This is a genomic window from Paenalcaligenes sp. Me52 (assembly GCF_050487965.1).
Lineage (GTDB): Bacteria > Pseudomonadota > Gammaproteobacteria > Burkholderiales > Burkholderiaceae_B > Paenalcaligenes.
The window spans coordinates 194,890-218,879 of record NZ_JBKQFO010000003.1 but is presented as its reverse complement, the minus strand read 5'-3'; the positions used below and the strand labels follow the sequence as shown (position 1 = coordinate 218,879).

The following is a 23,990-nucleotide window of genomic DNA, read 5'->3' as shown; positions in this document are numbered from 1 at the left end:
GTCTGATAAATGCCCCATTGGGGGGTAAAAAATATCGTTAGAATAGAATGGCCCTTTTTTGGGCACACAGACACCATTCCTATTGATTTTCGAGTAATAAGATGTCCTTGATCGTACAAAAATATGGTGGCACTTCTATGGGCTCGGTGGAGCGCATCAGAAATGTCGCAAAACGCGTGGCTAAATGGCATGCGGCCGGTCACCAAGTCGTAGTTGTACCTTCTGCTATGTCTGGTGAAACCAACCGCTTGCTGGGCTTGGCTAAAGAAATTAGCCCACGTCCCGATGCACGCGAACAGGACATGCTTGCGGCAACCGGCGAACAGGCCAGCAGTTCTTTGCTGGCGATGGCGCTGATCGCAATGGGTGTGCCTGCACGTAGTTACGCTGGTTGGCAGGTAGCTGTACACACAGACTCCGCCTATACCAAGGCCCGCATTAAATCTATTGATAGCGAACGCGTACAGAGCGATCTGGATGCTGGGCGCGTTGTGATTGTGACGGGTTTCCAAGGTATTGATGACAACGGCAACATTACGACCTTGGGTCGTGGTGGTTCCGATACGTCAGCCGTAGCGATTGCTGCTGCCATGAGCGCAGAAGAGTGCTTGATCTTTACCGATGTGGATGGTGTCTATACGACGGACCCTCGTGTGGTGCCTGAAGCGCGCCGCATGAGCGTAGTGTCCTTTGAGGAAATGTTTGAGCTGGCTTCGCTAGGCTCCAAAGTACTGCAAATCCGCTCGGTAGAGTTCGCAGGTAAATACCGTGTGCCGGTACGCGTGTTGTCTTCGCTTACCGACCCAGAAATTTCGCTCGAGGAAGAGAAAAACTCGGGCACACTGATTACATTCGAGGAAGATCAAAAAATGGAAGCTGCCGTTGTTTCGGGTATCGCTTTTAGCCGCGATGAAGCTAAATTTACGTTGCGTGCCGTACCCGACACCCCGGGCGTGGCCTACTCCATCTTGGGCCCTATCGCTGCTGCGAACATTGACGTAGACATGATTCTGCAGAACTTGTCCGCACAAGGTACTACTGACTTCTCCTTCACCGTAAACCGTATTGATGCAGATCGCACCAACGAGTTGTTGGAAACTCAAGTAGGTCCAGCAGTGGGTGCAGGTGAAATCGTATTCGACAGCAAAGTCGCTAAAGTATCCATCGTGGGTATCGGTATGCGTAGCCATGCCGGTGTAGCGAGCGCCATGTTCCGTGCATTGTCCGAAGAGGGTATCAACATTCAGATGATCAGCACCAGCGAAATCAAAACCTCTGTTGTGATCGACGAAAAATACATGGAATTGGCTGTACGTGCACTGCACAAAGCCTTCGAATTGGATCAAGAAAAAGCACAATAATCCGGTGGTACGCGGTCCTTGATCGCGTACCTAGGAAAAAAACGTTCTAGGGCTAGCAAAATTAGTTTTACTCGTGCTAGAATAGCTTTTTTGCTGGGAATGTGGCCGAGAGGTTGAAGGTACTCCCCTGCTAAGGGAGCATGCGGCTTATACCCGCATCGAGGGTTCGAATCCCTCCATTCCCGCCAGCGAAATTTGAACGAAGCCCTTGTTGATCAAGGGCTTTTTTCATTTCTGCTCTCTACGCCTGATGTACGGCTAAGTTTCAAAAAGCCCGTAGAATTTACGTTCTACGGGCTTTTTCCATTCTGGGATAGCATCTTATAGCTAGTGGTACTAGGCAAGGCCTTGGTAAATCGTTCTATAGGCACATCGCACCATCATCCATTTAAGAATAAGGGTTAGGCAATGGGACTTCTTGTTGACGGTAAATGGCAGGACCAATGGTACGACACCGCAAGTACGGGTGGTCGTTTTGTGCGTAGTGACACACAGTTTCGGAATTGGATTACTAAAGATGGTAGTCCAGGCCCTAGTGGAAGTGGAGGATTTGCCGCGCAGGCTGGTCGCTATCACCTCTATGTCTCGCTGGCATGTCCGTGGGCACACCGCACCTTAATTATGCGAGCGTTAAAAGGTTTGGAAGACATCATCAGTGTCTCTGTTGTTAATCCTTATATGGGTGAGAACGGCTGGACTTTTGAGGCTGGCGAAGGCGTGATTCCAGACCCTGTGGCGCAGGCTCGCTATCTTTACGAGGTATATCTGCGGGCACAAAGTGACTATAGCGGCAGGGTGACGGTGCCCGTATTGTGGGACCTACAGCGCAATACTATCGTCAGTAATGAGTCATCAGAAATCATTCGTATGCTGAACTCTGCTTTTGAGGGGGTGGCAGGTAATCAGGACGATTATTCACCTAGTGAGTTATTGCCGCAGATTGATGCCATAAATAGTGAGGTTTACGACCGGATCAATAATGGTGTGTATAAAGCGGGCTTTGCCACTGAGCAGCAGAGTTATGAACAAGCAGTGAGTAAGCTGTTTGATTATTTGGACACGCTGGAAAAGCGCTTGAGTAGTCAGCGCTTTTTGGTGGGCGAGCGCGTGACAGAGGCTGATTGGCGCTTATTCACGACGCTACTACGTTTTGATGCTGTGTATTATGGTCATTTCAAGTGCAATCTGAAACGACTGGCAGATTATAAGAACCTGTGGAGTTACACGCGTGAACTCTATCAGTGGCCAGGGGTGGCAGCTACCGTTAATTTTGATCACATCAAGCAGCACTATTATCGTAGCCATAAGACTATTAATCCTACGGGTATAGTGCCGCTTGGCCCCATCATGGATCTAGATCAGCCCTCAGAGCGCTGTTAGCGATAGCGACTAGATCGCCTACGTTAGCACCAGCAAACCCGCTTTAGCGGGTTTTTTATTGTCAGTAATGCGTGGGCTTGTACGAGACTTGTGTGCGTAAGCCTTTATAATGACTGCAAATCAGTGCAAATAGGGGTAAAGACCATGAGGATTGCCTTATTTATTTTTGGTGCCATAGCCGTGGTTTACCTAGTAGTGAAAGGCTTTAAGCAGGTAATAGAGGAAAGTCGCCAGAAGCGGCAAGATCAAGACTCAGACCATAGGCTGAAATAAGCAGAGTAAGCCTGCCACTTTGAACTCGTCACAGGAAAGTTGAATGGATACAGAGCAGAATGTACAAGGGCAACGTGCGGTTGCGTTTGAGGGCGTAACGAATTTTCGTGATTTGGGTGGTTATCAAACCGTTGATGGCGCATCGGTGCGTTGGCAGACACTCTATAGATCAGCGCATTTAGCTGATTTGACGCCTTCTGATCAGGTGCAGTTGCAAGCCTTGCAGGTGAATCAAAGTATAGATTTACGTGGTCAGTTCGAGCGCACGAAAAAGCCCTATAACTATCAGTTCTTGCAACATACGGTATGCGGTATTGAGCCCGAAGTAGCGCGGTTGGTGGATGGCATGGTGCAGCAAAATGGGCATGTGACGCCTGAGCAAGCCAGCCAATATATGCAAAGCATGTATCACGATTTTCATCAAAATAACCAAGCGCATTTTTCGCAGTGCTTACGTACCATATGCGCTGCCGAAGAGCCGCTAGTAGTGCATTGCACGGCAGGTAAGGATAGGACCGGTTTTGCCTCAGCCTTAGTGCTCAGTATTTTAGGGGTGCATCGCGATGACATTTTGGCGGACTACATGCTGACCGAGCAGTATTACCACCGCTCCTTTAAAGCAGAATATGGCATGAGCGAAGCTGTCATGCGTATTTTGTGGGGGGTGAGCGCACAGTACTTAGAGCAAAGTTTCAGTGAGCTAGATGCTCAGTATGGCTCTGTCTTGAAGTATGTGAGCAAAGGCTTGAACATTAAGGATACAGAGGTAGAACAATTACGCGATAGGTTGTTGGTGTAAACAGCCTGTCATGACTGCTATATAGTCAAAAACTTGAAATTTAAAGTGTGGTGTGAGTTCTGTAGCGTTGTGTGCTGAATAGAAGCATTTGGTTGCATAGATGTACGGTATGGTTCACACACCCCCTTTTTCGAGTTTGCCTCGCACGAGGCCTGATGGTCTGTATAGGAGTCATAGATATGAGCTCGCAAGCGCCAGTAGGTACGTCTTCCCTCGATCAAATTTTCTCACTGGGGGCCGTACGATCGGACCTCTGGCGTGATTTGTTGGTCGCCGCCCAGAAGTGGGCTCGCCAAGAGGGCGACAGTCAGGTAGTACAAGAAAAATTTCAACATCTGCGTGATCTGGAAATCCTCCATGCGTACCCTGGTCGTCATTTGATGGCTACGTTGGCCGCTCATTTGCAAGAAGACAGACGCACAGCGTTTGTAGAGCTAGCCAGCCGCATTTCTTTTGCCATTCTGGCACGCTATTACAAAGACGATTCCCGCGAATGGGAAGCCAATAACGACGTAGACCACTACGGCGACATTCGTCACGAAGGGGAAAGCTTAGGCGGTGGCAGACCGTACTTTGAAGTGCTGGTGGTAGCCCCCGGAAACAGTCCTCGTGTAGAACGTAACGTACAGCTATTACGCGCGCAGCGTCGCAAAGAAGATGACTTTGTGTACGAGCCAGTGGTGGTGGATAACTTCCAAGACGCCTTTTGCGCTATTTCGGTAAACAGCAATATTTGTGCGGTAGCGATCTTTGAAGGCATAGATTTCAAAAGCAAACAGTCAGTACCGCTGCTAGACCAAGCAATCCAAGAGTTGGATGTGCATGTGGATGAAAGCCATTTGGCACTGCAGTTGGCGGTTACGTTGGCCGATTACCGTCCTGAGCTGGATATTTATCTGCTGTCGGATTTGCGTCCAGAAGAGATCGCTAGCGATGAACGCGCCAAAAGCGTGCGCCGCGTACTGTACGCAGTAGAAGAGCCTATGGAGCTGCACTTATCTATTCTGGAAGGTGTACGCGCCCGTTACCAGACGCCATTTTTTGACAACCTAAAACGTTACGCCAGTAAGCCCATCAGTACCTTCCACGCGCTGCCTATTGCGCGCGGTAAGTCAGTGTTCAAATCTGACTGGATTCGCGACATGGGCGAGTTCTATGGCTTGAACCTGTTCTTGGCTGAATCATCTGCGACTACCGGTGGCCTAGACAGCTTGTTGGAACCCACCGGCAACATCAAAAAAGCCCAAGAACGTGCTGCTAAAGCCTTTGGTGCCGAGCACTGCTTTTTTGTAACCAACGGTACCAGCACGTCGAACAAAATGGTGTTGATGGCCATTGCTCAGCCGGGTGACATCATCATCGTAGACCGCAATTGCCATAAGTCTCATCACTACGGCATGGTGTTAGGGGGCTTGCAGCCCTACTACGTGGAAGCCTTCCCCATGAAGGAGTACTCCATGTACGGCGCGGTGCCGCTGCAAAACATTAAACGTGCCTTGTTGAACCTGAAAAAAGAAGGCAAGTTGGATCAAGTGCGCGCTGTGGATTTAACCAACTGCACTTTTGACGGTCACGTCTACAACACTCGTCGTGTGATGCTAGAGTGCTTGGCCATTAAACCTGATCTCGTATTCTTGTGGGATGAGGCATGGTTCGGCTTTGCGCATTGGTCGCCATTTTTACGCCCACGTACAGCAATGGGCGCAGCATCTTATATTGAAAAATGGATGGCTAACCCAGAGTCTGTTAAAGAATATGAGCGTCAGCAACAAGAGCTGGGCGACAACCCAAGCGATGAGCAGTTGCTGAATACCTACTTGTTGCCAGACCCGCGCCAAGTACGCCTGCGCGTGTATCAGACTAACTCTACCCATAAATCCATGTCGGCCATACGACAAGGTTCTATGGTGTTGGTCAAAGACGTGGATTTCTACAGCATTGAGCCGCAACTGCACGAAGCCATCTTTACTCATGCCACGACCAGCCCTAACCAACAGTTGATTGCCTCGTTAGACGTCGCCCGTAGACAGATGGAATTGGAAGGCTATGGTTTGGTGAACAATGCGATTCAGATTGCTTTTGATATTCGCAGCCAGATCAACAAACACCCGCTGATCTCTCGTTATTTCCAAGTGCTGGGTGCAGATAAGATGATCCCTGCCGAGTACCGTCAAAGTGGTTTCCAAGACTTCTTGGTAGAAGGTACAAACTGGGATGATGCCGTGTGCAGCATCCGTGATGATGAGTTTTTCTTAGACCCAACGCGTATTACGCTGGTGTGCGGTACAGCGGGTTTTGATGGCACACAATTCAAGCAATTACTAGCGGATAAATTCGACATACAGTTGAATAAAACGTCGCGTAACTCGGTCTTGCTACAGTCCAACATCAATAACACCCGTAGTGATGTGGCGCATCTTATTCGCGTGTTGTTGGAAATCTCCAGCGATGTAGAACAGAAACTGACCAAAACAGGCGAGCAAGGGAAGTTACGCTTTGAAGAGCGCGTGAACAGCTTGATGCATGACGTACCTGATTTGCCTAACTTCAGCCATTTTCATGAAAAATTCCGCCATGACAGTAACGGCGCAGTAGCGGTAGAGGGCAATATACGTGAGGCTTTCTTCATGAGTTGGAAAGAAGAAAACTGCGAGTATGTGGCCTTGAATAGCGAAGAGTGCGATAGACGTCTGAAAGAAGGGCCTCCGATGGTCTCGGCCAAAATGGTGATTCCATATCCTCCAGGTTTCCCTATCTTAGTCCCTGGTCAAGTGATTAGCCGTGACACCATTGAGTTCATGCGCAAGCTGGACGTCAAAGAGGTACACGGGTATGAAGCTAGCCGTGGATTACAGTTACTCAAACTTCGTTAATACAACTATGAGCTAATCGTCATAACGGCCAGTGCTTTGACAAGTTCTGGCCGTTATTGACGCAGTAGGGGGAAATATGGCGATTTGGCATTGGATAGAGCAAACCTTGCGTAGTTATCCCGAACTGGCGATCTTTTTGGCGCTGGCGGTGGGGTACTGGATAGGTGGCAAAAAATTTGGCAGTTTTAGCTTGGGCTCAGTCACGGGTACATTGCTAGCAGGGGTAATCATTGGGCAAATAGGCATCGATATTTCACCGCACATCAAGTCAGTGTTCTTCATCATGTTCTTGTTTGCGGTAGGGTTTGGTGTAGGGCCGCAGTTTGTGCGTGGGGTGGCGAACGATGGTTTGCCGCAAGCTGTATTTGCGGTGATCGTGTCATGCCTGTGCTTGTTCTCAGTCTATCTGGCAGCGGTGTTGTCAGGTTATGGCCCTGGTTTGGCTGCAGGTCTATTGGCGGGTACACAAACGATTTCTGCCTCCATTGGTTTGGCGACGGACGCCATCAATAGGCTAGACATGAGTGCAGACCAAATCCAAGCACAACTGGATGCCATTCCGGTAGCGTATGCGGTGACGTACTTGTTTGGTACGGTGGGTACGGGTTGGATCATTGCGTATCTGGGCCCCAAGATCTTGCGTATTAATCTGCAAGAAGAATGCGCCCGCTACGAAAAAGAAATGTCCGAAGGCGAACCTGATGGCGGTATGCAGTCTGCGTGGTATCAGTACATTGTGCGTTCCTTCAAACTGACTAAACCGGATTTTATTGCCGGTAAAACAGTGGCCCAAGCCGAAGCAGGCATGACGGGCGGGGAGCGTTTGTTCCTAGAGAACTTGCGTCGCAACGGTAAGATTATTGAGTTTGATGCGAATACCGTCTTGCAGGTGGGTGATGTGGTCGCCGTGTCGGGTAGACACGAAACATTGGTGGATTGGTCTAATCGTGCTGAGGAAGTGGCCGACCAAGAACTGCTACAGATTCCTATTGAGTCCATTGATGTGGTGGTCACCAGCAAAAATGCCAACGGCAAAACCTTGCTTGAACTCTCTAAAAGCCCGTGCGCACGCGGAGTCTATGTCACACGTATACGCCGAGGCTCCATGGGCGTAGACATCCCTGTGCAGGCACAAACCAAACTACACCGAGGCGACATCGTGAGTGTGAGCGGTAGTCGCAAGCACGTGGAATCGGTGATTGAGGAGTTCGGTTTTGCCGACCGTCCTACCAGCGTGACCGACATGGTGTTTGTAGGTTCGGGTATTGTGATCGGGGGCTTAATAGGTGCGATTGTGGTGCCGGTGGGCGGTATTCCCATTACCTTGTCTACCTCGGGTGGTGCATTGATTGCCGGTTTGGTCTTTGGCTGGTTACGCAGCTTCAAACCCAAACTAGGCAGTGTCCCTAGTGCCACCTTGTGGTTCATGAACTCGGTAGGCTTGAACGTGTTTATTGCCGTGGTGGGTATTACCGCGGGGCCCACCTTTATCCAAGGGGTGAAAGAGGTAGGGATAGAGCTGTTCTTCTGGGGCTTGTTTGCGACCAGCTTGCCTATGCTATTGGCACCGCTCATCGGTAAATACATCTTCCGTTTTGACCCTGCCATTAACCTAGGATGTTGCGGTGGCGCACGTACCAGTACCGCGTCGGTAGCGATGGTGGCTGAAGCGGCAAAGAGCAACGTGCCTATGTTGGGTTACACCGTGCCCTATGCGATCAGTAATACGTTCCTGACGTTGTGGGGGATGGTGATTGTGTTGCTGTTAGGGTAGGCGAACGTTCAGCAGCTATAAAAAAAGCCCAGTGTAAAAACTGGGCTTTTTTGTGGCCTGCTTAGAAGTAGCGTTTCTTCTGGAATAAAAACGCCACAATTCCGCTAATCACTACCATGCTGATGATGATGGCAGTAAAGGCGCCTGGTTCTTCCTGATAAGGCAGTGGTACGTTCATACCGTAGATGCTGGCAATCAAGGTAGGAATAGACAGCACAATGGTCACGGCAGTCAGCAGTTTCACAATGTGGCTCACGTTGTTCTGAATGATATTGCCGTAAGCATCCATCACGTTATTCAGGTTGATCTGGCTGATTTTGGTGATGGAATACACTTGCTCCACTTCCACCAAGGCTTCGTCAAACAACAGGCGAGCACGGGAGTCCATAGGCAGCGGGCTGTCTTTCTGCATACGGTTCATGACGTGCATCATGTTTTTCAACGCGGTTGTTAGGTAGATCAAGCTTTCGTTCAAGTACAGCAAGGTGTACAGCTCTTGGTTGCGGTACGACTTGGATAACTCGTCTTCGGCTTTGCTGATGGATTCATCCAGTGTTTTGCTGGCATCGGCAAAGACATGGGCGACTTGGTTCAGGATAGAGAAGAGGTTGTAGCTTTGGTTGTGCTCATCCAAAATCAAGCTTTGCTGCACAAAGAAGTCTTTGTTGATAAAGCCGCTTTCTTTGCACACGGTAACCATGTGGCCGCCGGTAAGAACGATGCCGAAAGGAATGGTTTTGTACTTCACATCGTCGTACAGATTTTTGACGGCAGGGTCGCTGTACGGAATGTGCAGCATCAGCAAGGTGGCTGGGCCACGGTGCTCAATGCGTGGACGCTCATCTGTATCCAAGGCGTCGTTTAAGAACTCAATAGGCAAGTTCAGTTCAGTGGCCACGTCATGGATTTCATCCAGCGTAGGGTTGATCAGTTGTACCCAGCTGTTTTGGCGGATTTTTTCAACTTTGGTTAGCTCGTTGTTGCGGCTGCAGTAGATGGTTTTCATGATGTTTTCTCGTGCAAAAAAGGTTCCAAGGGCAAGCCAGACTTACAGGCGCAGGTATTTTTTCTTGTAGAACAGCACCACAAGGAATGCGCTGATAGCAACCATGGCAATACTGATCACGACGGTGGAAATCCACTCTTCTTCGTAAGGCAGTGCCACGTTCATCGAGAAAATGCTACCTATCATGGTAGGAATGATCATCACGATGGTGAGCGTGGTGAGCATTTTCAGCACGGAGTTCAAGTTGTTGTGAATGATGGCGGCATAGGCATCCATCAAGTTACTCAAGCTTTCACGACGCATTTCAGTGATTTCAGCCGATTGCTGAATATCGATCAGAATGTCGTTTAAGCGTGTTTTTTCTTCGTCATGGATTTTGATGTCCACGCCTTCCATTAAGCGTTTGTACAGAATGGACATCGCGCTTAGCGAGGTGGAAAAGTACACCAAGCTTTTGTTCAGGTTGATCAGGCCAAATAGCTCGTTGTTGTGGTACGAGGATTTGATTTTCTTTTGTAGGCCGCTTACCTGATGGTTGATCTGGTGCAAGCTGCTATCAAAGGCTTGAGATACCGCTTTGAACAGCAGCAAGCTGATACGGGTTTTCATGAACGATTGGAAATCACCGTATTTACCTTTGATCAGATCACCAATAAAAGGCAGCTTTTCACGCGCCACAATCACCAGATTGTCTTGAGTGTGAATCAAACCGATGGGGGCGGTTTTGTAGGGCACGCCAGCTTTAGCGCTTTCTTCCGAAACACGTACAGGAGCATTCACGACGATCAGTGAGGCTTGGCCTGATTTCTCAATGCGAGGCAGCTCGTTTTTATCCAGAGAATCCTCAAAGAAATCCAGTGGAATATTCAGTGTTTTAGCGGTGCTTTGGATTTCCTCTGCGGTAGGGTTTTCCAGATACACCAGACTGTTGTGGGTGATTTCTTTAACGTTCAGCAGTGTGCCTTGGGCGTCGCTTTTGTAAATGTGCAGCATGGGTTTCTCCAGAAACTTAGAGGATCCGACGGACTTTGAGGGTGACAACCAACAAAGTGGCGATGAGCAGGGCAATACCGGCTAGTGCCGCCAAGGCATACGGTTCATCCTGGAAAGGTAAGGGGGTGTTCATGCCATAAATACCAGCAATCCCCATGGGAACGGCTGCCACAATGACATACACAGACAAATACTGAACGACCAAACTCAGGTTGTTCTCGACGGCTGCTGAATACGCGTCCATCAAGTTGCTCAGGTTGATGTTGTGAATCTCGGCCATGCTTTGGGCTTGTTCAGTTTCAATAATGGCATCGGCCAATAACGCATGACTGGATTCGTCTGAGTAGAATTTCTGTCGTAGCTGTATCTTCTTCAAAATATTCAAATTAGATTTCAGCGTGCTGGATAATAAATTCAGATTTTTATTATTTTCCAAAAGCTGAAATATTTGTTTATTTTGAATAGCGGTTTTTAAACCGTTTTCAATCTCTTCTACTTTATGATTGATTTCAGAAAGCGCTTCTACAAATTTTCCTGCACAGACTTTCAAGATATGAAATAGCAGCGTATGTACACTACTGTGATGAGCACCTTGATTGAAGCTATTTAGCAAAGTGTGAATGGATTGATTGGAATCATCGCCTAAGGTCACGATGTGCTGATCGCGCATCAAAATTGTTAGGTATTCCATATCAAATAACCGCTTGGCGGTAGGGGCGTTTTTCTTCGTCACCGCCAGCGTAATCATCATGGTGCCGTGGTAATCCATAGCCAAGGGGCGGCACGACGAACCCAACTGCTTTTGCAGGGTCTTGGAATCCAGAGAAAAAGTGCTGGCTAGTGCACGCACCACGTCTTGCCCTGGGTTGACGTGGTGATCCCAGCTGACACGGCCAACGGCCTGATCAGCACCATGTGCTGTAGTGGCTTGATAGAGCTTTAACATGTAAAACACCTTGCTGTGCATGGTTTAGCGGCTCACCCAGAGGATGACACCGTAACGGCGTCTATTAGTTGGGAAACTAACAGGCAATGAAAACACGCCTCTCCAGAATGGGGCGTGCGTTCGCAAGGTGTGGCCCAGATAGGCGAAGCACCGTTGTTCATGCACCTAGTTGGCAGAGGGCTATAGCCTTCTGTCAACGAACCCCAAATCATTGAGCTTTAGCACTGCACGGCATAAGAGAGTGAACTCTAGCTACGTTATAAACCACCTTAAGTCGATGGTTTCTGTTCAAACCCATTGGCGTCTTTGGACGTTTCTGGGCAGTAGCGTTTCTCCGTACAGGAGCCTTACCTAACGAGGTCTGGTCTGTATCGACTTCATAAGTATAGATCGCTTATTTTTTATAATGTAGCGATTAGTCTTTGTATTTGGTATAGGATGAATATCCTTTGGTATATTTTGGTTTTTATTATTTATGATTTTTAAATTACCTTAGCATGGTTTTTATTATTAAGGTGATTTATTTGTTTTATTGATTTATATAAGAAATAAGTAAAACTATAAGTCGACGGTGTAGTGGCTGTTTAGTCCTGATTAAAGAGACTGCGCAACACCTATGCAGGCGAAGGAGTAGGTGGTGGTCGAGTTGGATGCGCCGCCTTTCTTGAGCTACTAGAGGTGGCCTAGGTGTAGACCTCTACGGATGATTTTCACCGTAACCCGTATACAGGTTTAGAGGGCTTTTCCTCTTAATTTTCTAAAGGCTAATAGTCATTTCTAGGATTAAGCCAGGCCCTAAGCCTATCGCTGATTCAACAGGTAAGCCGGATAGACGTCGCCGTGATAACAAAGATACTCCCGGCAATACGCCATCGTTAAAACCAAGTAAATCCACAAAATCACCAGTCAAGAAGTAGGCTCTTTCTAAGGGTGGTGCAGGGGGCTGGGGCCCCTTTTTAGCGCTTGGTAGCGTCAATGTTTATGGACAGTATCATGCATTGAAATGGCATTGCGTAGTGCACGATGGCTATGCTTTATAGCCTGTAATGTGTTGGGTTCAGTATCAATTAACTGCATTAATAAACAGTGTTTGTACGGCATATTGAAACCGAGCTTTGCTCGATTCTAAAAAAGTGATTTAATAAGTAGACCAGTTAGTCTATTTTTAAACAAAGGAGGTGAGTGAAGTATGAGCAGCAAACCGTTAACCGATAAACAGCGCGCCAAACGCAAGGAAATCGTTGAGGCCGCTATGGTGTGTTTTTCCCAGAAGGGCTTCCATGCCACGTCTACTGCCGAGATCTGTAAAGAGGTGGGGATGAGCCCTGGTAACGTGTTTCATTACTTCGCCACCAAAGACGAAATTATTCAAGAAATCGCCAAAGAAGACCGCGAATTGCTCACTGAGATTTTTGAGCGATGCTCTTCTGAGAAAACAGTGGTGGACTCCATCGTGCAAATCATTCGCACCATTATTGATGTGATGAACCACGACCCTATCTCTGCCCGCTTAAGTTTGGAAGTAGGCGCCGAAGCCGCCCGAAACCCTGAAGTCATGTCCATCTTTTTGGAAAACGAAGACTTCAATAAACAGAAGCTGGTTCAATTGATTGAACAGGGCATGAAAAACGGGGAAATCGATTTAGAGCTAGAACCGGAGGCCACTGCTACGTGGTTGTTGATGTTGGGTGATGGTGTATTAGGGCGCAGCATTATGCAGCCGGGCTTCAAATGGGAAGCACAACTGGATATTCTGGAAAAGATGATACGCAAAGCCTTGCGGCCTTGAGCAGTACTCGTTGCTTAGCGTGTAGGAGTTTGGGCAGTAGCTAACCCTGCGGCTTGCCACGCATCGTAGCCTGCAGGCAGTCTGGTAGCGAGCAAACCATTGCTGTGCAAGATTTGCACAGCCTCGCTGGAAAGCACGCAGTAAGGCCCTCGACAATACGCGACGATGGTTTTGTTGGTAGGCAGTTCATGCAGTCTGCCCTGCAAGGCAGGCACAGGAATATGCAATGCGTCAGGTATGTGGCCAGTGCGGTACTCATCGTCAGGGCGCACATCCAGTAGTACCACGCTGTCAGCTTTTATCTGTACTAGCAATTCATCTACCGATAACCCATCCAACCGTTCGCGTTGATGTTGATTATCAGTGAGCAATTCTTGTATTTGCTCGTGTTGAAACGCTAAGTATTGCTGCAAACTGCTCAAAATCGCTTGAACAGGGCCAGCACTGGATCGGTAGTAAATGTACTTGCCATCACGCCTAGTTTGCACCATGTCAGCACGTTTTAGGTTTTGCAGGTGCTGAGAGGTATTGGCAATAGATAAACCGCTGCGTTCAGCCAGTTGTTCTACCGACCATTCCTCGTTATGCAATAACGCGAGCAAAGCCAAACGGTGTTCATTGGCCAAGGTGCGAGCAATATCGGCCAATGCTCCTAGCGAAGACTGTGTGGTGGGCTGACTAGTGATGGTCATGAGCGCTATGAGAAATATTCAACTAATTAATTGATTATACAAATGCTGAGGGAAATCGTGAATGTAGATGACCTTACTCGTCGTACATGGACACAGCATGACAAATACTCCATCACTACTTTTGCGGATGGCGATCCCAACGAAAACCCGTGGGTAGCTGGCAAGCCACAGATAGAGAAAATGGAAGTGTTAGCCTACGATCCTGCGTGGGCATTGCGCTATCAGTATGAACACGATCGTATTCAGCAAGCCTTGGGTGATAAGGCGCTAAGCATTGTGCATGTAGGGTCTACTGCTGTGCCTGAATTGCCTGCTAAACCGGTGATTGATATTGATGTATTGGTGGCAGACCCTGCAGACGAAGATAGCTATGTACCTGCATTAACGCAGTTGGGCTACCAACTGACAATACGGGAGCCTTCGTGGTATCAGCATCGCATGCTACGACATGAGTCCCCACGCGTGAACTTACATATATTCGCTCCGGGCTGCCCAGAGCATATTCGTCATGTGCTCTTTAGGGATTGGTTGTGCAATCACGAAGCCGACAGGAAGCGTTATGCCGCGTCTAAATTCAATGCCGCCGGAGGTACCAACAATGCGCTCGACTACAACCGTAGCAAGCATGCGGTAGTGCACGCTATTTATCAGGATATGTTCGCTGCGCATGGATTGTTGTGAGTGCACTGAAGTAGGCAGGCTACTCAGAGGTAAGTGTCAACCTATGTTTGTGTAGTGGGATGACACACTTTTTAGCTACGTGAGAGTAAGTGCCGCGTGTACTATGTTTCACACGTGGCGTAACGGTAAGACATGAATAACGTATAGGAGTACGAGCGTGTATAGGCAAAGTAGTGTTGGTGTAAGCAACTGGCAGCGATGGGCTCTAGGTGGCATGTTGGTTTTTGCAGGGGTAACAGCCTGGGCGCAAACACCCGTCACGTTGCCGCGAGCGGATGGTTCAGAGATTACTTATTATGTGAAACAAGCAGCGTCCCAGCCGGCTGAGCAGTTGTTGGTGATCATGCAGGGTTCTGATTGTAATAGCGTGCAAAATAATCCACGTATACAAGAGGCCTTTGTACCTATGCTGCCTAATGCCGATGTACTCACAGTGGAGAAATACGGCTTAGATGCATCATTTGCGTGGAACGCCGATTCTTCTCGCGCTGATTGCCCGATGGAAACCTTGATTAACGATACGATCTATCAGCGTGTTCAAGATTACAGTGCAGTATTGGATGCCTTGCAAAAACAAAACGACTACAAAAAAGTGCTTGTTGTGGGTGGTAGCGAGGGGGCTGTAACCGCGATTATGTTGGCTGCTCAATCAGATGTGGTAGATGCCAGTGTCGCCTTTAATGGTGGTGGGCGTTGGTTTAAAGATGACATGTTGTTTAGCATGACACCAGGGGTTCCGCCCGAGGAAGTCAGTCCTGAAGTCGCCAAAGATATAGATGGGTTTTTTGCGATGTTAGACAGGGTGCCCACCGAAACAGCCGCGATTAACGATCATGGAGTGCGTTGGTGGAAAGCCATGAGAGAGCATGATCAACAAGCCACTTTGCTGAAAGTTAATTCACCAGTGTTAATCATACAAAGTGGGCAAGACCGCTCGGTGAGTCCCATTGCTGTTGGGCAGATGATGGGCGAAATGAACATGGCAGGGCGCACAAACATTCACTATAAAACCTATCCTCAGTTGGACCATGTGTTTAATGATGCGCAAGGCCAAACACATCTGGATACGGTAATCGCTGATATGAAGGAGTGGTTACTCGAAACGGTACCATCTCAGCCTTAACAGTTATGAGCGTGGGTGTAGCGCGGACTGCATGTCTAGCAAACTGGCAGGCAATGCCGCTCCACCCACCGCTTTATGCAGTGCAATAACAGCGTTGGCCTGTTCGGCTTGGGCATTCACTACCTCCATTTGGCTGCGACGTTTTTGCAGCGAAGCATCCAATAACTCATGCAATGGAATCATGCCCTGCTGATACAGCTCTTGGGCTCTGTTTAAGGCGTGTTGGGTGAAGGCCAGCTTTTGTTGGGCTTGCTGCACGACAGTAGTGTGTGTGGCGATCGCCAACAAGGCATTTTCAGTTTCTTCTACGCCTTCTAATACCGCTTCACGGTACGCCAAAATGGCTTCGGCGAGTTGCGCTTCACGCGCATTGACTACTGCTCGTCTGGCCCCCCAATCGAGTAGCGGAATGTTCAGTGAAAAAGAGCCGCCTGCAATTTCTGTACGACCCAATAACGGTTTACCCGTCAGGTTATCGCTGATGCTGAGATTGCCCAATAAGCGTAAGCGCGGGTAGAGATCAGCTTGCGCTACCCCTAGTTCAGCGCTGGCTTGTGTCACCTTAAATTCTGCTTGTTGAATCGCTGGGCGTACACGTAGTAATTCAGCGGGCAGCATGCTAAAGCCCAGTTGTTGCGGGTTAGGCAGGGGGAAAAGCGCACGTAATTCTGTATCCACGCTAGATTCGCCTGTTAATACGGCTAAGCGCAGCAATGTTTGTTGTAGCGCTTGCTGTAGCTGTAGTTGTTGCTGTTGCAGGCTAATCAGATCAGCATGAATTTGGTCTTTCTCGTAATCGGCAATTAAGCCTGCTGCGTGCCTTTCTTGAGTGCGTTGCAAAAGCGTAGTTTGGTCTGCCAGATTTTGTTCAGTCAGGGCTAGCCGCTGTTGCTGTGCTCGTAATTCCACATAGTTGCGTACCACTTCAGCGATCACGCTGACATGCACGTGGCGTAAATCGCTGTAGGCTACACCGGCGGCGCTGTGGGCGGAGTCACGTTGCGATGACACTCGACCAAATAAATCCAGCTCCCACGCCGCATCAAAGCCAGCTTGGTAATAGCCCGTCGTGCGTTCAGAGTCAGGGGCTAGATCACCATCGACTGTGGGGTCCATGAGTGGCGAGGCATTATGCGAAGAAGAAAGCTTGCGCTGGTGTTGGGTCTCGGCTTTTGCTGTGATTTCAGGCAAACCCGCCGCTACAGCTTGTTGTATCAAGGCTCTGGCGCTATGCAACCTATAGGCGGCTTGCGCCAGTGACAGGTTTTGTGCCTGTGTTTTGGCGACCAGAGCATCCAAGACGGGGTCATGAAAAGCCGTCCACCACGAAGCAGGATCAATATCAGGCGTTTGCGAGAGCAAGGCATGCTGTTGTGCCCAGTTTGCTGCGAGGGACACATGTTGATCTGGCAAGGTGGGGATGTTGGTGCACGCAGACAGCGCAAGGCTGAGTCCAAGTGCGATAACAGAGTGACGCAAAGCGGATGGGCGACGTGAATGCATAAGGTGCGCAAAGCAGAAGTTGACAGCGTAGAGCATCTTCTAAATAATAGATCGACTAATCAGTCTAACAAAAAAATGTACAGTTTGCTGCATCACTATGAATAGTTCTACAGAAAAACCTAACGCCGTGCTGACGGGCTTACGAAGCAAGTGGAGCATAGGCGGTTTATGCGTGTTGGTATTGCTGGCAATGTGGCTTTTGCTCTCTGGCAAAGACACCGTGCCCGAAGAGCCGTTGTTGCGCATTAGCACCATCAAAGCCGATGAGGTGGTGTTGCATCCACGCGCACGGGTGAGTGGTTCGTTGGTCGCCAAAGACAGCATTGAAGTCGGTACGGCATTAACCGGGTTGCGCATAGAAAACGTGTTAGTAGAGCAAGGTGAGCGCGTACAACGCGGCCAGTTGTTGGCCGAGTTAGACAGCACCGTGCTACGCGCCCAAGTACAGCAAGCGCAAGCGAGTGTAGCCAGCGCTACAGCCGAACTGCAGGAAAAATTAGCACTGCATCAAGAAGCGCAGAAAAACCTCAAACGAGTCACCGCGTTAAGCCAAGGCACGGTTAGTGCACAAACGTTGGATGAGCGACGTACACAAGCTCAAGCAGCACAAGCAACCTGGCAAGCTGCGCAGGCTGTTCTGAACAAGGCGCAAGCAGAGTTAGCTGAGCAGCAAGAGCAGTTGGATAAAACGCGCATTGTCGCCACGGTTGAAGGATTGGTGTTGCAGCGTCATGCACAGGCCGGAGCTCAAGTGGGAAATGATGCGTTGTTTACGCTCGCTAAAAATAGTGTGATTGAGCTGGAGGGCGATGTAGGGGAGGGGCTGTTAGCACAGTTACATAATGGCATGCCTGCGGCTGTGCAGTGGACAGGGCAAACCGAAGCTGCGCCAGGGTCTGTACGGCTGGTATCAGCACAAGTGGATAAAGCCTCACGTATGGGGTCGGTGCGTATCACCTTGAACGCCGTACCGTCGGTGGTGCTGGCGGGCATGTTTGGTAGAGCAGAATTAACGCTACCTAGCCATACCTTGGCGATTGCTGTACCGGCTAGTGCCGTGTCGGTGAATAGCCAAGGGGAAGCTGCCGTGATGAAAGTGGTTAGCGGCGGGGTGGTGTCGTACCAGCCTGTGCGTATAGGTTGGCAAGATGCGCAGTGGGTGGAAATTGTGGAAGGTTTGAATAACGGAGAAAGCGTGGTGGCTACTGCCTTCGCGTTTGTGAAAGATGGCGATCATGTAGAAGTGCATGAGTTGGAGCGCACTCAGCCATGAATTCGCAGTTGTCATCTTGGGCTATACGTAGGCCCATTCCCACGTTAGTGCTGTTTTTTATGCTGACCATCGCAGGATGGTTGGCGTTTATGAAGCTGCCTATTAACTCAAACCCTAGGGTGGAGTTTCCTATTGTGACGGTGCTGGTGACACAGCCCGGTGCAGCGCCCAGCGAGTTGGAAAATGCCATTACCCGTAAGGTGGAAGAAAGCGTCGCAGGGATGGCGGGTGTACGTCATATTACGTCTACCTTAAATGAAGGCACTTCGTTGACCACCGTTGAGTTCAACTTGGGTGTAGACCCAGACAGAGCCACCAACGATGTACGGGATGCCATCACCACCATACGCTCAGAGTTACCGCAAAGCATATTAGAGCCGCAGGTAACACGTGTGGACGTAGAGGGTGGGGCAATTCTGTATTACGCCATCAGTTCTACCGAGCGTTCGCCAGAAGAGTTGTCGTGGTTTGTGGATGACCGCGTTAGCCGTGTGCTGTTAGCCGAACCAGGCGTGCAGCGCGTACAACGGTTGGGCGGTGCTAAGCGAGAGATACGTGTAGAGTTGCGTCCTGATAGGCTAGAGGCTCTAGGTATTACTGCCGAGGAAGTTAACGCACAGCTAGTGCGCAGCAATATTGATGAGCCCGGTGGGCGAGCCGTATTAAGTGGCCGAGAGCTGGCCATACGTATATTGGGCGGCACCAAAGACGTGGATGAGCTGGCACAGTTGCCTATAGCTTTGTCGGATGGGCGTTGGGCGGTGTTGTCTGAGTTAGCCGTGGTCAACGATGGCAGTGCAGAGCGTCGTAGCAAAGCACGATTAGCTGAGCGTGAAGTCGTGGGTTTTTCGGTGTTTCGTAGCAAAGGCGCTAGCGATACGGTAGTGGCTGAGTTGGTGGAAAAGGGTGTTCAGTCACTGCAACAAAGCCATAGCGATATACGTATTCAACCTATTTTGTCTTTGGTGAAATACACCGAAGATAGCTACAAAGAGTCCATGAAAACGCTGTTGGAAGGGGCACTGCTAACTGTGTTGGTGGTGTTCGTATTCCTGCGCAGTTGGCGTGCAACAGTGGTGGCAGCAATTGCGTTGCCGCTGTCTATCTTGCCCACGTTTGTGGTCATGATGCTGCTGGATTACACCTTGAACAGCATTACGTTGTTGGCGTTGACCTTGGTGATTGGTATTTTGGTGGATGACGCCATCGTAGAGGTGGAGAACATTGAGCAGCATCTCTACCAAGGTAAGCGACCATACCAAGCGGCTATTGATGCGGCGGATGCCATCGGGTTTGCCGTGGTAGCCATTACTGCAACGATAGTGGCGGTATTCTTGCCAGTGAGTTTTATTGGCGGCTATATCGGCCAGTATTTTGAGCAGTTTGGAGTGACGGTATCGGCGGCGGTATTGGCGTCGCTATTGGTAGCGAGGTTAGCAACACCGCTGTTGGCAGCGTATGTTTTGCAGCCGTTACCAGCGAGCAAGTTGCATGCCGCTCAAGCTCCTGTGAAGGGTGTATTGAAACGTTACCTGTCTATTTTGGAATGGGCGCTGAATCATAGACGTCGCACCTTAGGATTGGGGGCTATCTTTTTGGTAGCATCAGCCATGTTGTTGCCGCTCATTCCTGTGGGTTTTATGCCTGAAGGGGATCAGAGTCTGATCAACATACAGGTGAAGTTGCCTCCTGGTGCTACCTTGGCACAAACGGATGCCAAAATTGTCGCCATGTCGCAAAAGGTGCGTCAGCACCCCGAAGTAGAGGCTGTGTTCGCCAGTAGCGGTAGCGACGGTGAAGATAACTCAGGTGTTGCGTCGGGTTCTATGTTGATACGGTTGGTGCCGTTATCTCAGCGCGATGCCTCGCAGAAGCAGGTAGAGCAACGCTTACGTGGTGAACTAGCCCAATTCGAAGATGTGCAGTTTTCGTTTACGGGTGGTGAAAGTCGTGATGTTTCTGTGATTTTGGTCAGTGCTGACGGGCAGGCGCTTTCGCAATCTGCACACCGTTTGCGTAAGCAAATGGAAGGATTGGGTGGCATTGCGAATGTACAGGTCAAAGAACCTTTGGCACGCCCCGAGTTGCAAATACAGCTACGTACCGATGAGGCAGCGCGAGCCGGTGTCACCTCACAAAGCGTAGGTGCTGCAATACGTATTGCCACGGTGGGTGAGATTGACGCCAGTTCGGCACGCTTTACGGCTTCAGACAGGCAGGTGCCTATACGTGTGCTGTTAAGCGAACAAGATCGTAATGACTTGGAAACTCTACGTCAGCTACGAGTACCGTCACAACATGGCGGTACGGTGCCTTTACACACGGTGGCTGATGTCCGCTTTGGGGTGGGGCCTGCGCAAATTGAACGCTTTGATCGCATGCGTCGTATTGCCGTAGAGGCCGACCTACAACCCGGGCAGTCCTTAGGTACGGTGTTAGAAAGCGTGTATGCCTTGCCCGAGATGCAAGACTTACCCACAGGCGTAACGCTGATGAAGTATGGCGATGCTGAGTTTCTGACTGAAATGTTCGAGAAATTTGCGTTGGCCATGGGCTTCGGTATTTTGATGGTGTATGCCGTTTTGGTGCTGCTGTTCAAAGACTTCCTGCAACCACTCACTATTTTGGTGGCGTTGCCGCTGTCCATGGGTGGAGCATTCGCAGGGTTATTGCTGCAAGGGGCAACCTTAGACTTATCTGCCGTGATAGGTATCTTGATGTTGATGGGTATCGTGACAAAGAACTCCATCTTGTTGGTAGATTTTGCCTCGGAAAAATACCGAGCCGGCATGGACCGAGCTCAGGCATTGATGCAATCGGGTAAAGAGCGGGCTCGTCCTATTGTGATGACTACCATTGCGATGGTGGCGGGGATGATTCCTATTTTGCTCAGTACCGGTGCTGATGCCGGTTTTAGGGCGCCAATGGCCGCAGCGGTAATTGGTGGGTTATTAACCTCTACCGTACTCAGTCTGGTGTTCATTCCTGTGGTGTATAGCTACATGGATGACTTACGCCATTGGCTGGGTAAACATTTGTCCAAGCTGACATCCGTTAACGATGAGGACAGGCGATTAGCCGATCAGCAATTTATCAATCAATAGTTGTAGTAGTAGGAAAGTATGCTGTCAGAAAACAGTGCAGTACCGTATCGCTATCGTTGGCTCACATTGGTGGCAGTAGCCAGTGCGTTATTGTTGATTGTGGTGGATATTACGGTGTTGTACACCGCCTTGCCCTCCTTAAGCGCGGCATTACATACCACCACCAGTGAAAAGTTGTGGATTGTGAATGCTTATTCCTTGGTGGTGGCAGGCTTGCTGTTGGGGATGGGGTCGCTAGGGGATCACATAGGCCACCGTCGTATGTTCATGAGTGGCTTGGTGGTGTTTGGTCTGGCCTCGCTGTGGGCTGCTTTCTCGCCGTCTTCTTTGGTATTAATTATTGCGCGAGCAGCTTTAGGGTTGGGGGCGGCAATGATGATGCCCGCAACATTAGCGATTATTCGTGATGTGTTTACCGATGAAAAAGAGCGCTCGTTAGCCATTGGCGTGTGGTCATCCATTGCAGCCGGTGGAGCGGCGATGGGGCCTGTGGTGGGCGGTATCTTGTTGGAGTACTTCTGGTGGGGATCAGTATTTCTGATTAATGTGCCCATTGTGGTACTTACTTTGGTGGTGAGTATCTGGGTAGTTCCCAAACAAAAACCTGCACCTACCCATAAGAAATGGGATGGCTACAGTTCATTGTTGGTGATGGTGGGCTTAATTGCTGCTGTCAGTGCATTGAAAGAAGCCGCGTTGCCCAATACCTCATGGGCTTATTTTTGGGGCAGTGTGGTCATGGCGTTTGTGTTTTTGGGGTGGTTTACTCACAGGCAACTGCATGGCCCTTATCCGCTACTAAGTTTCGCTATTTTTAAAAATCCGCTATTTAGCGCAGGGGTGATTACAGCCTTCTTAAGCACCGTTACATTGTCGGGTGTAGAGTTCGCCTTTACGCAGCAGTTGCAGTTGGTGTTAGAGCATTCCCCTTTTAATGCTGCCTTGGTGTTGCTACCGTTGCCTATCTCGGCATTATTAGCGGGGCCATTAAGCGGTTATGCCATGCGCTATCTGCCGTACCAACGTTTGTTGGTGTTGGCGATCTTGCTGTCATTGGTTGGTATGACTTGCTTTGCTAGTCTGCATGATATGGGTACGTGGCCACGAGCCGCCAGCTTGATTTTGTTGGGGTGCGGATTAAGTGCTGCCATGACCACAGCTTCGTATGCGGTGTTAGAGCAAGCACCGGCTAATCAGGTGGGTATGGTGGGTTCACTAGAAGAAATATCCTATGAACTGGGTGGCGCTATGGGTGTGGCGGTGATGGGCAGTGTGATGTCTGCCGTCTACAGTGCCTATATGCTGGCCACCGCCAACAGTATGAATTTGCCTAGTGCTGTGGATAGCTTGGATGAGGTGCGTTATTTGATTGGCAATATGCCCGCGGAATCCGCTCAACCGTTGCTGCACGCTGCGTTACAGGCCTTCGATAAGGCGTTTAGTGCCGTATCTTGGTCTGCCGTGGGAATTATGTTGGCTGCGTTGGTGATGGTGTGGGCGCTGGTGCGACAGTCTGAAAAGAAACATCCTGCCTCGTGATGATGGCAGGATGTATGTAAGCTTAGGCGGTGCTGCAGAGCTTAGGGTTTGGTAGATTGGTTTAGGCGCTGTAGTTGCTGGCTGAATAACTGTTCTTCCAGCGAGATCCCTTGGGATTGCAGCAGCTTTTCTAACAAAGGTTGCAAGCTGCCCAGGCTTTCTTGAATGCTGTCGCGAATGGTATCTACCACCACTTGGGTGCCGCGTTCTATTTCAATATTGACGGTGTCGTTCACGTCTTTGTCTTCTAGCGTGGTCACACGGCGGGTTTCTGGAATGAGCCAGACCTCAAACCAGTTTTCTTGTTTGTTGACCTCGGATACGGTGAGGCTCGCACCATTAATCGCGATATAGCCTTTGGCAAAAATATAGCGGCAGAACTCTGGCGGCACACTGAAGCGCACCTGTTTGTTGTCATCAAAAATCTGGATGAGGTTGATGGTACCTACGAAATCCACATGTCCAGACAACGGGTGGCCACCTATTTCAGCACCGTCTTTGGCGGCGCGCTCTACGTTGACCAAGGTGCCTTCTTGGTACTGCGACAACGTGGTGATGTTCAGACTTTGCAACATGACATCAAAGGATGCCATGGTGTCAGAAAGTAATTCGGTAACGGTCAGACAGACGCCATCCACCGAGACGCTAGCGCCAATTTCCAGCCCTTCGCAGAAACCGGCAGGAAACTCTAGTTCTAGAGTGCGTAGACCATTGTGATCTTTAAGGGTGGCAATGCGTGCTTTGCCTTGAACTATACCTGTGAACATAGCTAATAGGTGTGCAGAGAAAGAAATAGGAATACAGTAAGCAACTTGGGCTTAAAGACAGTATTGTAGTCTACGCTAAAGCCCTAGGTATCAAAGCCGTATCCTCACAAGGGA

17 protein-coding genes, 1 tRNA gene and 1 riboswitch are annotated in these 23,990 nt (G+C 49.5%); of the genes, 12 read left to right on the top strand and 6 right to left on the bottom strand.

Translation table 11 applies throughout. The annotated features are described in order from the left end of the window. Window positions 1-101: 101 nt before the first annotated feature. The 6 genes from ACLO87_RS15285 to aspT all read left to right on the top strand — a co-directional run bounded on the left by ACLO87_RS15285 (window position 102) and on the right by aspT (window position 8,460). Window positions 102-1,361, top strand: coding sequence for an aspartate kinase (locus ACLO87_RS15285; protein WP_135863015.1), 1,260 nt, complete (start codon window positions 102-104; stop codon window positions 1,359-1,361). 95 nt (window positions 1,362-1,456) lie between these two features. Further along, window positions 1,457-1,549: transfer RNA gene (locus ACLO87_RS15280), tRNA-Ser, on the top strand. Window positions 1,550-1,769: 220 nt separating this feature from the next. Then, window positions 1,770-2,741, top strand: a complete 972-nt coding sequence (locus tag ACLO87_RS15275; protein WP_430224167.1) for a glutathione S-transferase family protein — start codon at window positions 1,770-1,772, stop codon at window positions 2,739-2,741. 316 nt (window positions 2,742-3,057) lie between these two features. Further along, window positions 3,058-3,813 (top strand): tyrosine-protein phosphatase, encoded by a 756-nt coding sequence (locus tag ACLO87_RS15270; RefSeq protein ID WP_135863012.1) that lies wholly within the window; start codon window positions 3,058-3,060, stop codon window positions 3,811-3,813. Between the two features lie 179 nt (window positions 3,814-3,992). Beyond that, a complete protein-coding gene (locus ACLO87_RS15265) occupies window positions 3,993-6,686 on the top strand; it encodes a beta-eliminating lyase-related protein (protein ID WP_135863010.1) in 2,694 nt (897 codons plus the stop codon). 76 nt (window positions 6,687-6,762) lie between these two features. Beyond that, entirely contained in the window at window positions 6,763-8,460 is a 1,698-nt protein-coding gene (gene aspT / locus ACLO87_RS15260; RefSeq protein WP_135863008.1) for an aspartate-alanine antiporter, read from the top strand. Between the two features lie 61 nt (window positions 8,461-8,521). Here the strand turns inward: aspT and ACLO87_RS15255 are convergent, their stop codons facing one another. The 3 genes from ACLO87_RS15255 to ACLO87_RS15245 are packed head-to-tail and all read right to left on the bottom strand — an operon-like array spanning window position 8,522 to window position 11,405. Next, a complete protein-coding gene (locus ACLO87_RS15255) occupies window positions 8,522-9,466 on the bottom strand; it encodes a magnesium transporter CorA family protein (RefSeq protein WP_430224166.1) in 945 nt (314 codons plus the stop codon). A 42-nt stretch (window positions 9,467-9,508) separates the two neighbouring features. Beyond that, on the bottom strand, window positions 9,509-10,459 hold the full coding sequence (locus ACLO87_RS15250) for a magnesium transporter CorA family protein (RefSeq protein ID WP_135863005.1): 951 nt from the start codon (window positions 10,457-10,459) through the stop codon (window positions 9,509-9,511). Window positions 10,460-10,475: 16 nt separating this feature from the next. Continuing rightward, window positions 10,476-11,405 carry a magnesium transporter CorA family protein gene (locus tag ACLO87_RS15245; protein ID WP_430224165.1) on the bottom strand — a complete coding sequence of 310 codons (930 nt, stop codon included), beginning with the start codon at window positions 11,403-11,405 and terminating at the stop codon, window positions 10,476-10,478. 195 nt (window positions 11,406-11,600) lie between these two features. Further along, a riboswitch (M-box (ykoK) riboswitch) is annotated at window positions 11,601-11,771 on the bottom strand. An 823-nt stretch (window positions 11,772-12,594) separates the two neighbouring features. Between ACLO87_RS15245 and ACLO87_RS15240 the strand changes: the two genes are divergently transcribed. Continuing rightward, window positions 12,595-13,194, top strand: a complete 600-nt coding sequence (locus ACLO87_RS15240) for a TetR/AcrR family transcriptional regulator (RefSeq protein ID WP_135864180.1) — start codon at window positions 12,595-12,597, stop codon at window positions 13,192-13,194. A gap of 14 nt (window positions 13,195-13,208) precedes the next feature. Here ACLO87_RS15240 and ACLO87_RS15235 read toward each other — a convergent pair whose 3' ends face one another. Further along, window positions 13,209-13,886: an ArsR/SmtB family transcription factor gene (locus tag ACLO87_RS15235; RefSeq protein ID WP_430224164.1), complete on the bottom strand. Its 678-nt coding sequence runs from the start codon at window positions 13,884-13,886 to the stop codon at window positions 13,209-13,211. 42 nt (window positions 13,887-13,928) lie between these two features. On the opposite strand from ACLO87_RS15235, the gene ACLO87_RS15230 reads away from it, so the two are divergent. Both ACLO87_RS15230 and ACLO87_RS15225 read left to right on the top strand, forming a co-directional pair. Then, window positions 13,929-14,567 carry a GrpB family protein gene (locus ACLO87_RS15230; RefSeq protein WP_430224163.1) on the top strand — a complete coding sequence of 213 codons (639 nt, stop codon included), beginning with the start codon at window positions 13,929-13,931 and terminating at the stop codon, window positions 14,565-14,567. 157 nt (window positions 14,568-14,724) lie between these two features. Continuing rightward, window positions 14,725-15,690: an alpha/beta fold hydrolase gene (locus ACLO87_RS15225; RefSeq protein WP_135864174.1), complete on the top strand. Its 966-nt coding sequence runs from the start codon at window positions 14,725-14,727 to the stop codon at window positions 15,688-15,690. A 3-nt stretch (window positions 15,691-15,693) separates the two neighbouring features. Here the strand turns inward: ACLO87_RS15225 and ACLO87_RS15220 are convergent, their stop codons facing one another. Next, window positions 15,694-17,193 carry an efflux transporter outer membrane subunit gene (locus tag ACLO87_RS15220; RefSeq protein ID WP_430224162.1) on the bottom strand — a complete coding sequence of 500 codons (1,500 nt, stop codon included), beginning with the start codon at window positions 17,191-17,193 and terminating at the stop codon, window positions 15,694-15,696. 97 nt (window positions 17,194-17,290) lie between these two features. Between ACLO87_RS15220 and ACLO87_RS15215 the strand changes: the two genes are divergently transcribed. From ACLO87_RS15215 to ACLO87_RS15205, 3 genes are read left to right on the top strand one after another with little or no spacing between them, the layout of a single operon-like run. After that, window positions 17,291-18,466, top strand: coding sequence for an efflux RND transporter periplasmic adaptor subunit (locus tag ACLO87_RS15215; protein ID WP_135864170.1), 1,176 nt, complete (start codon window positions 17,291-17,293; stop codon window positions 18,464-18,466). Continuing rightward, complete coding sequence (locus ACLO87_RS15210; protein WP_430224161.1) at window positions 18,463-21,570, top strand: efflux RND transporter permease subunit; 3,108 nt, start codon at window positions 18,463-18,465, stop codon at window positions 21,568-21,570. The genes ACLO87_RS15215 and ACLO87_RS15210 overlap by 4 nt, the downstream gene beginning before the upstream one ends. A gap of 18 nt (window positions 21,571-21,588) precedes the next feature. Beyond that, entirely contained in the window at window positions 21,589-23,109 is a 1,521-nt protein-coding gene (locus ACLO87_RS15205) for an MFS transporter (protein ID WP_430224160.1), read from the top strand. Window positions 23,110-23,150: 41 nt separating this feature from the next. Here the strand turns inward: ACLO87_RS15205 and ACLO87_RS15200 are convergent, their stop codons facing one another. After that, window positions 23,151-23,876: a riboflavin synthase subunit alpha gene (locus tag ACLO87_RS15200; RefSeq protein WP_430224159.1), complete on the bottom strand. Its 726-nt coding sequence runs from the start codon at window positions 23,874-23,876 to the stop codon at window positions 23,151-23,153. Window positions 23,877-23,990 lie beyond the last annotated feature (114 nt).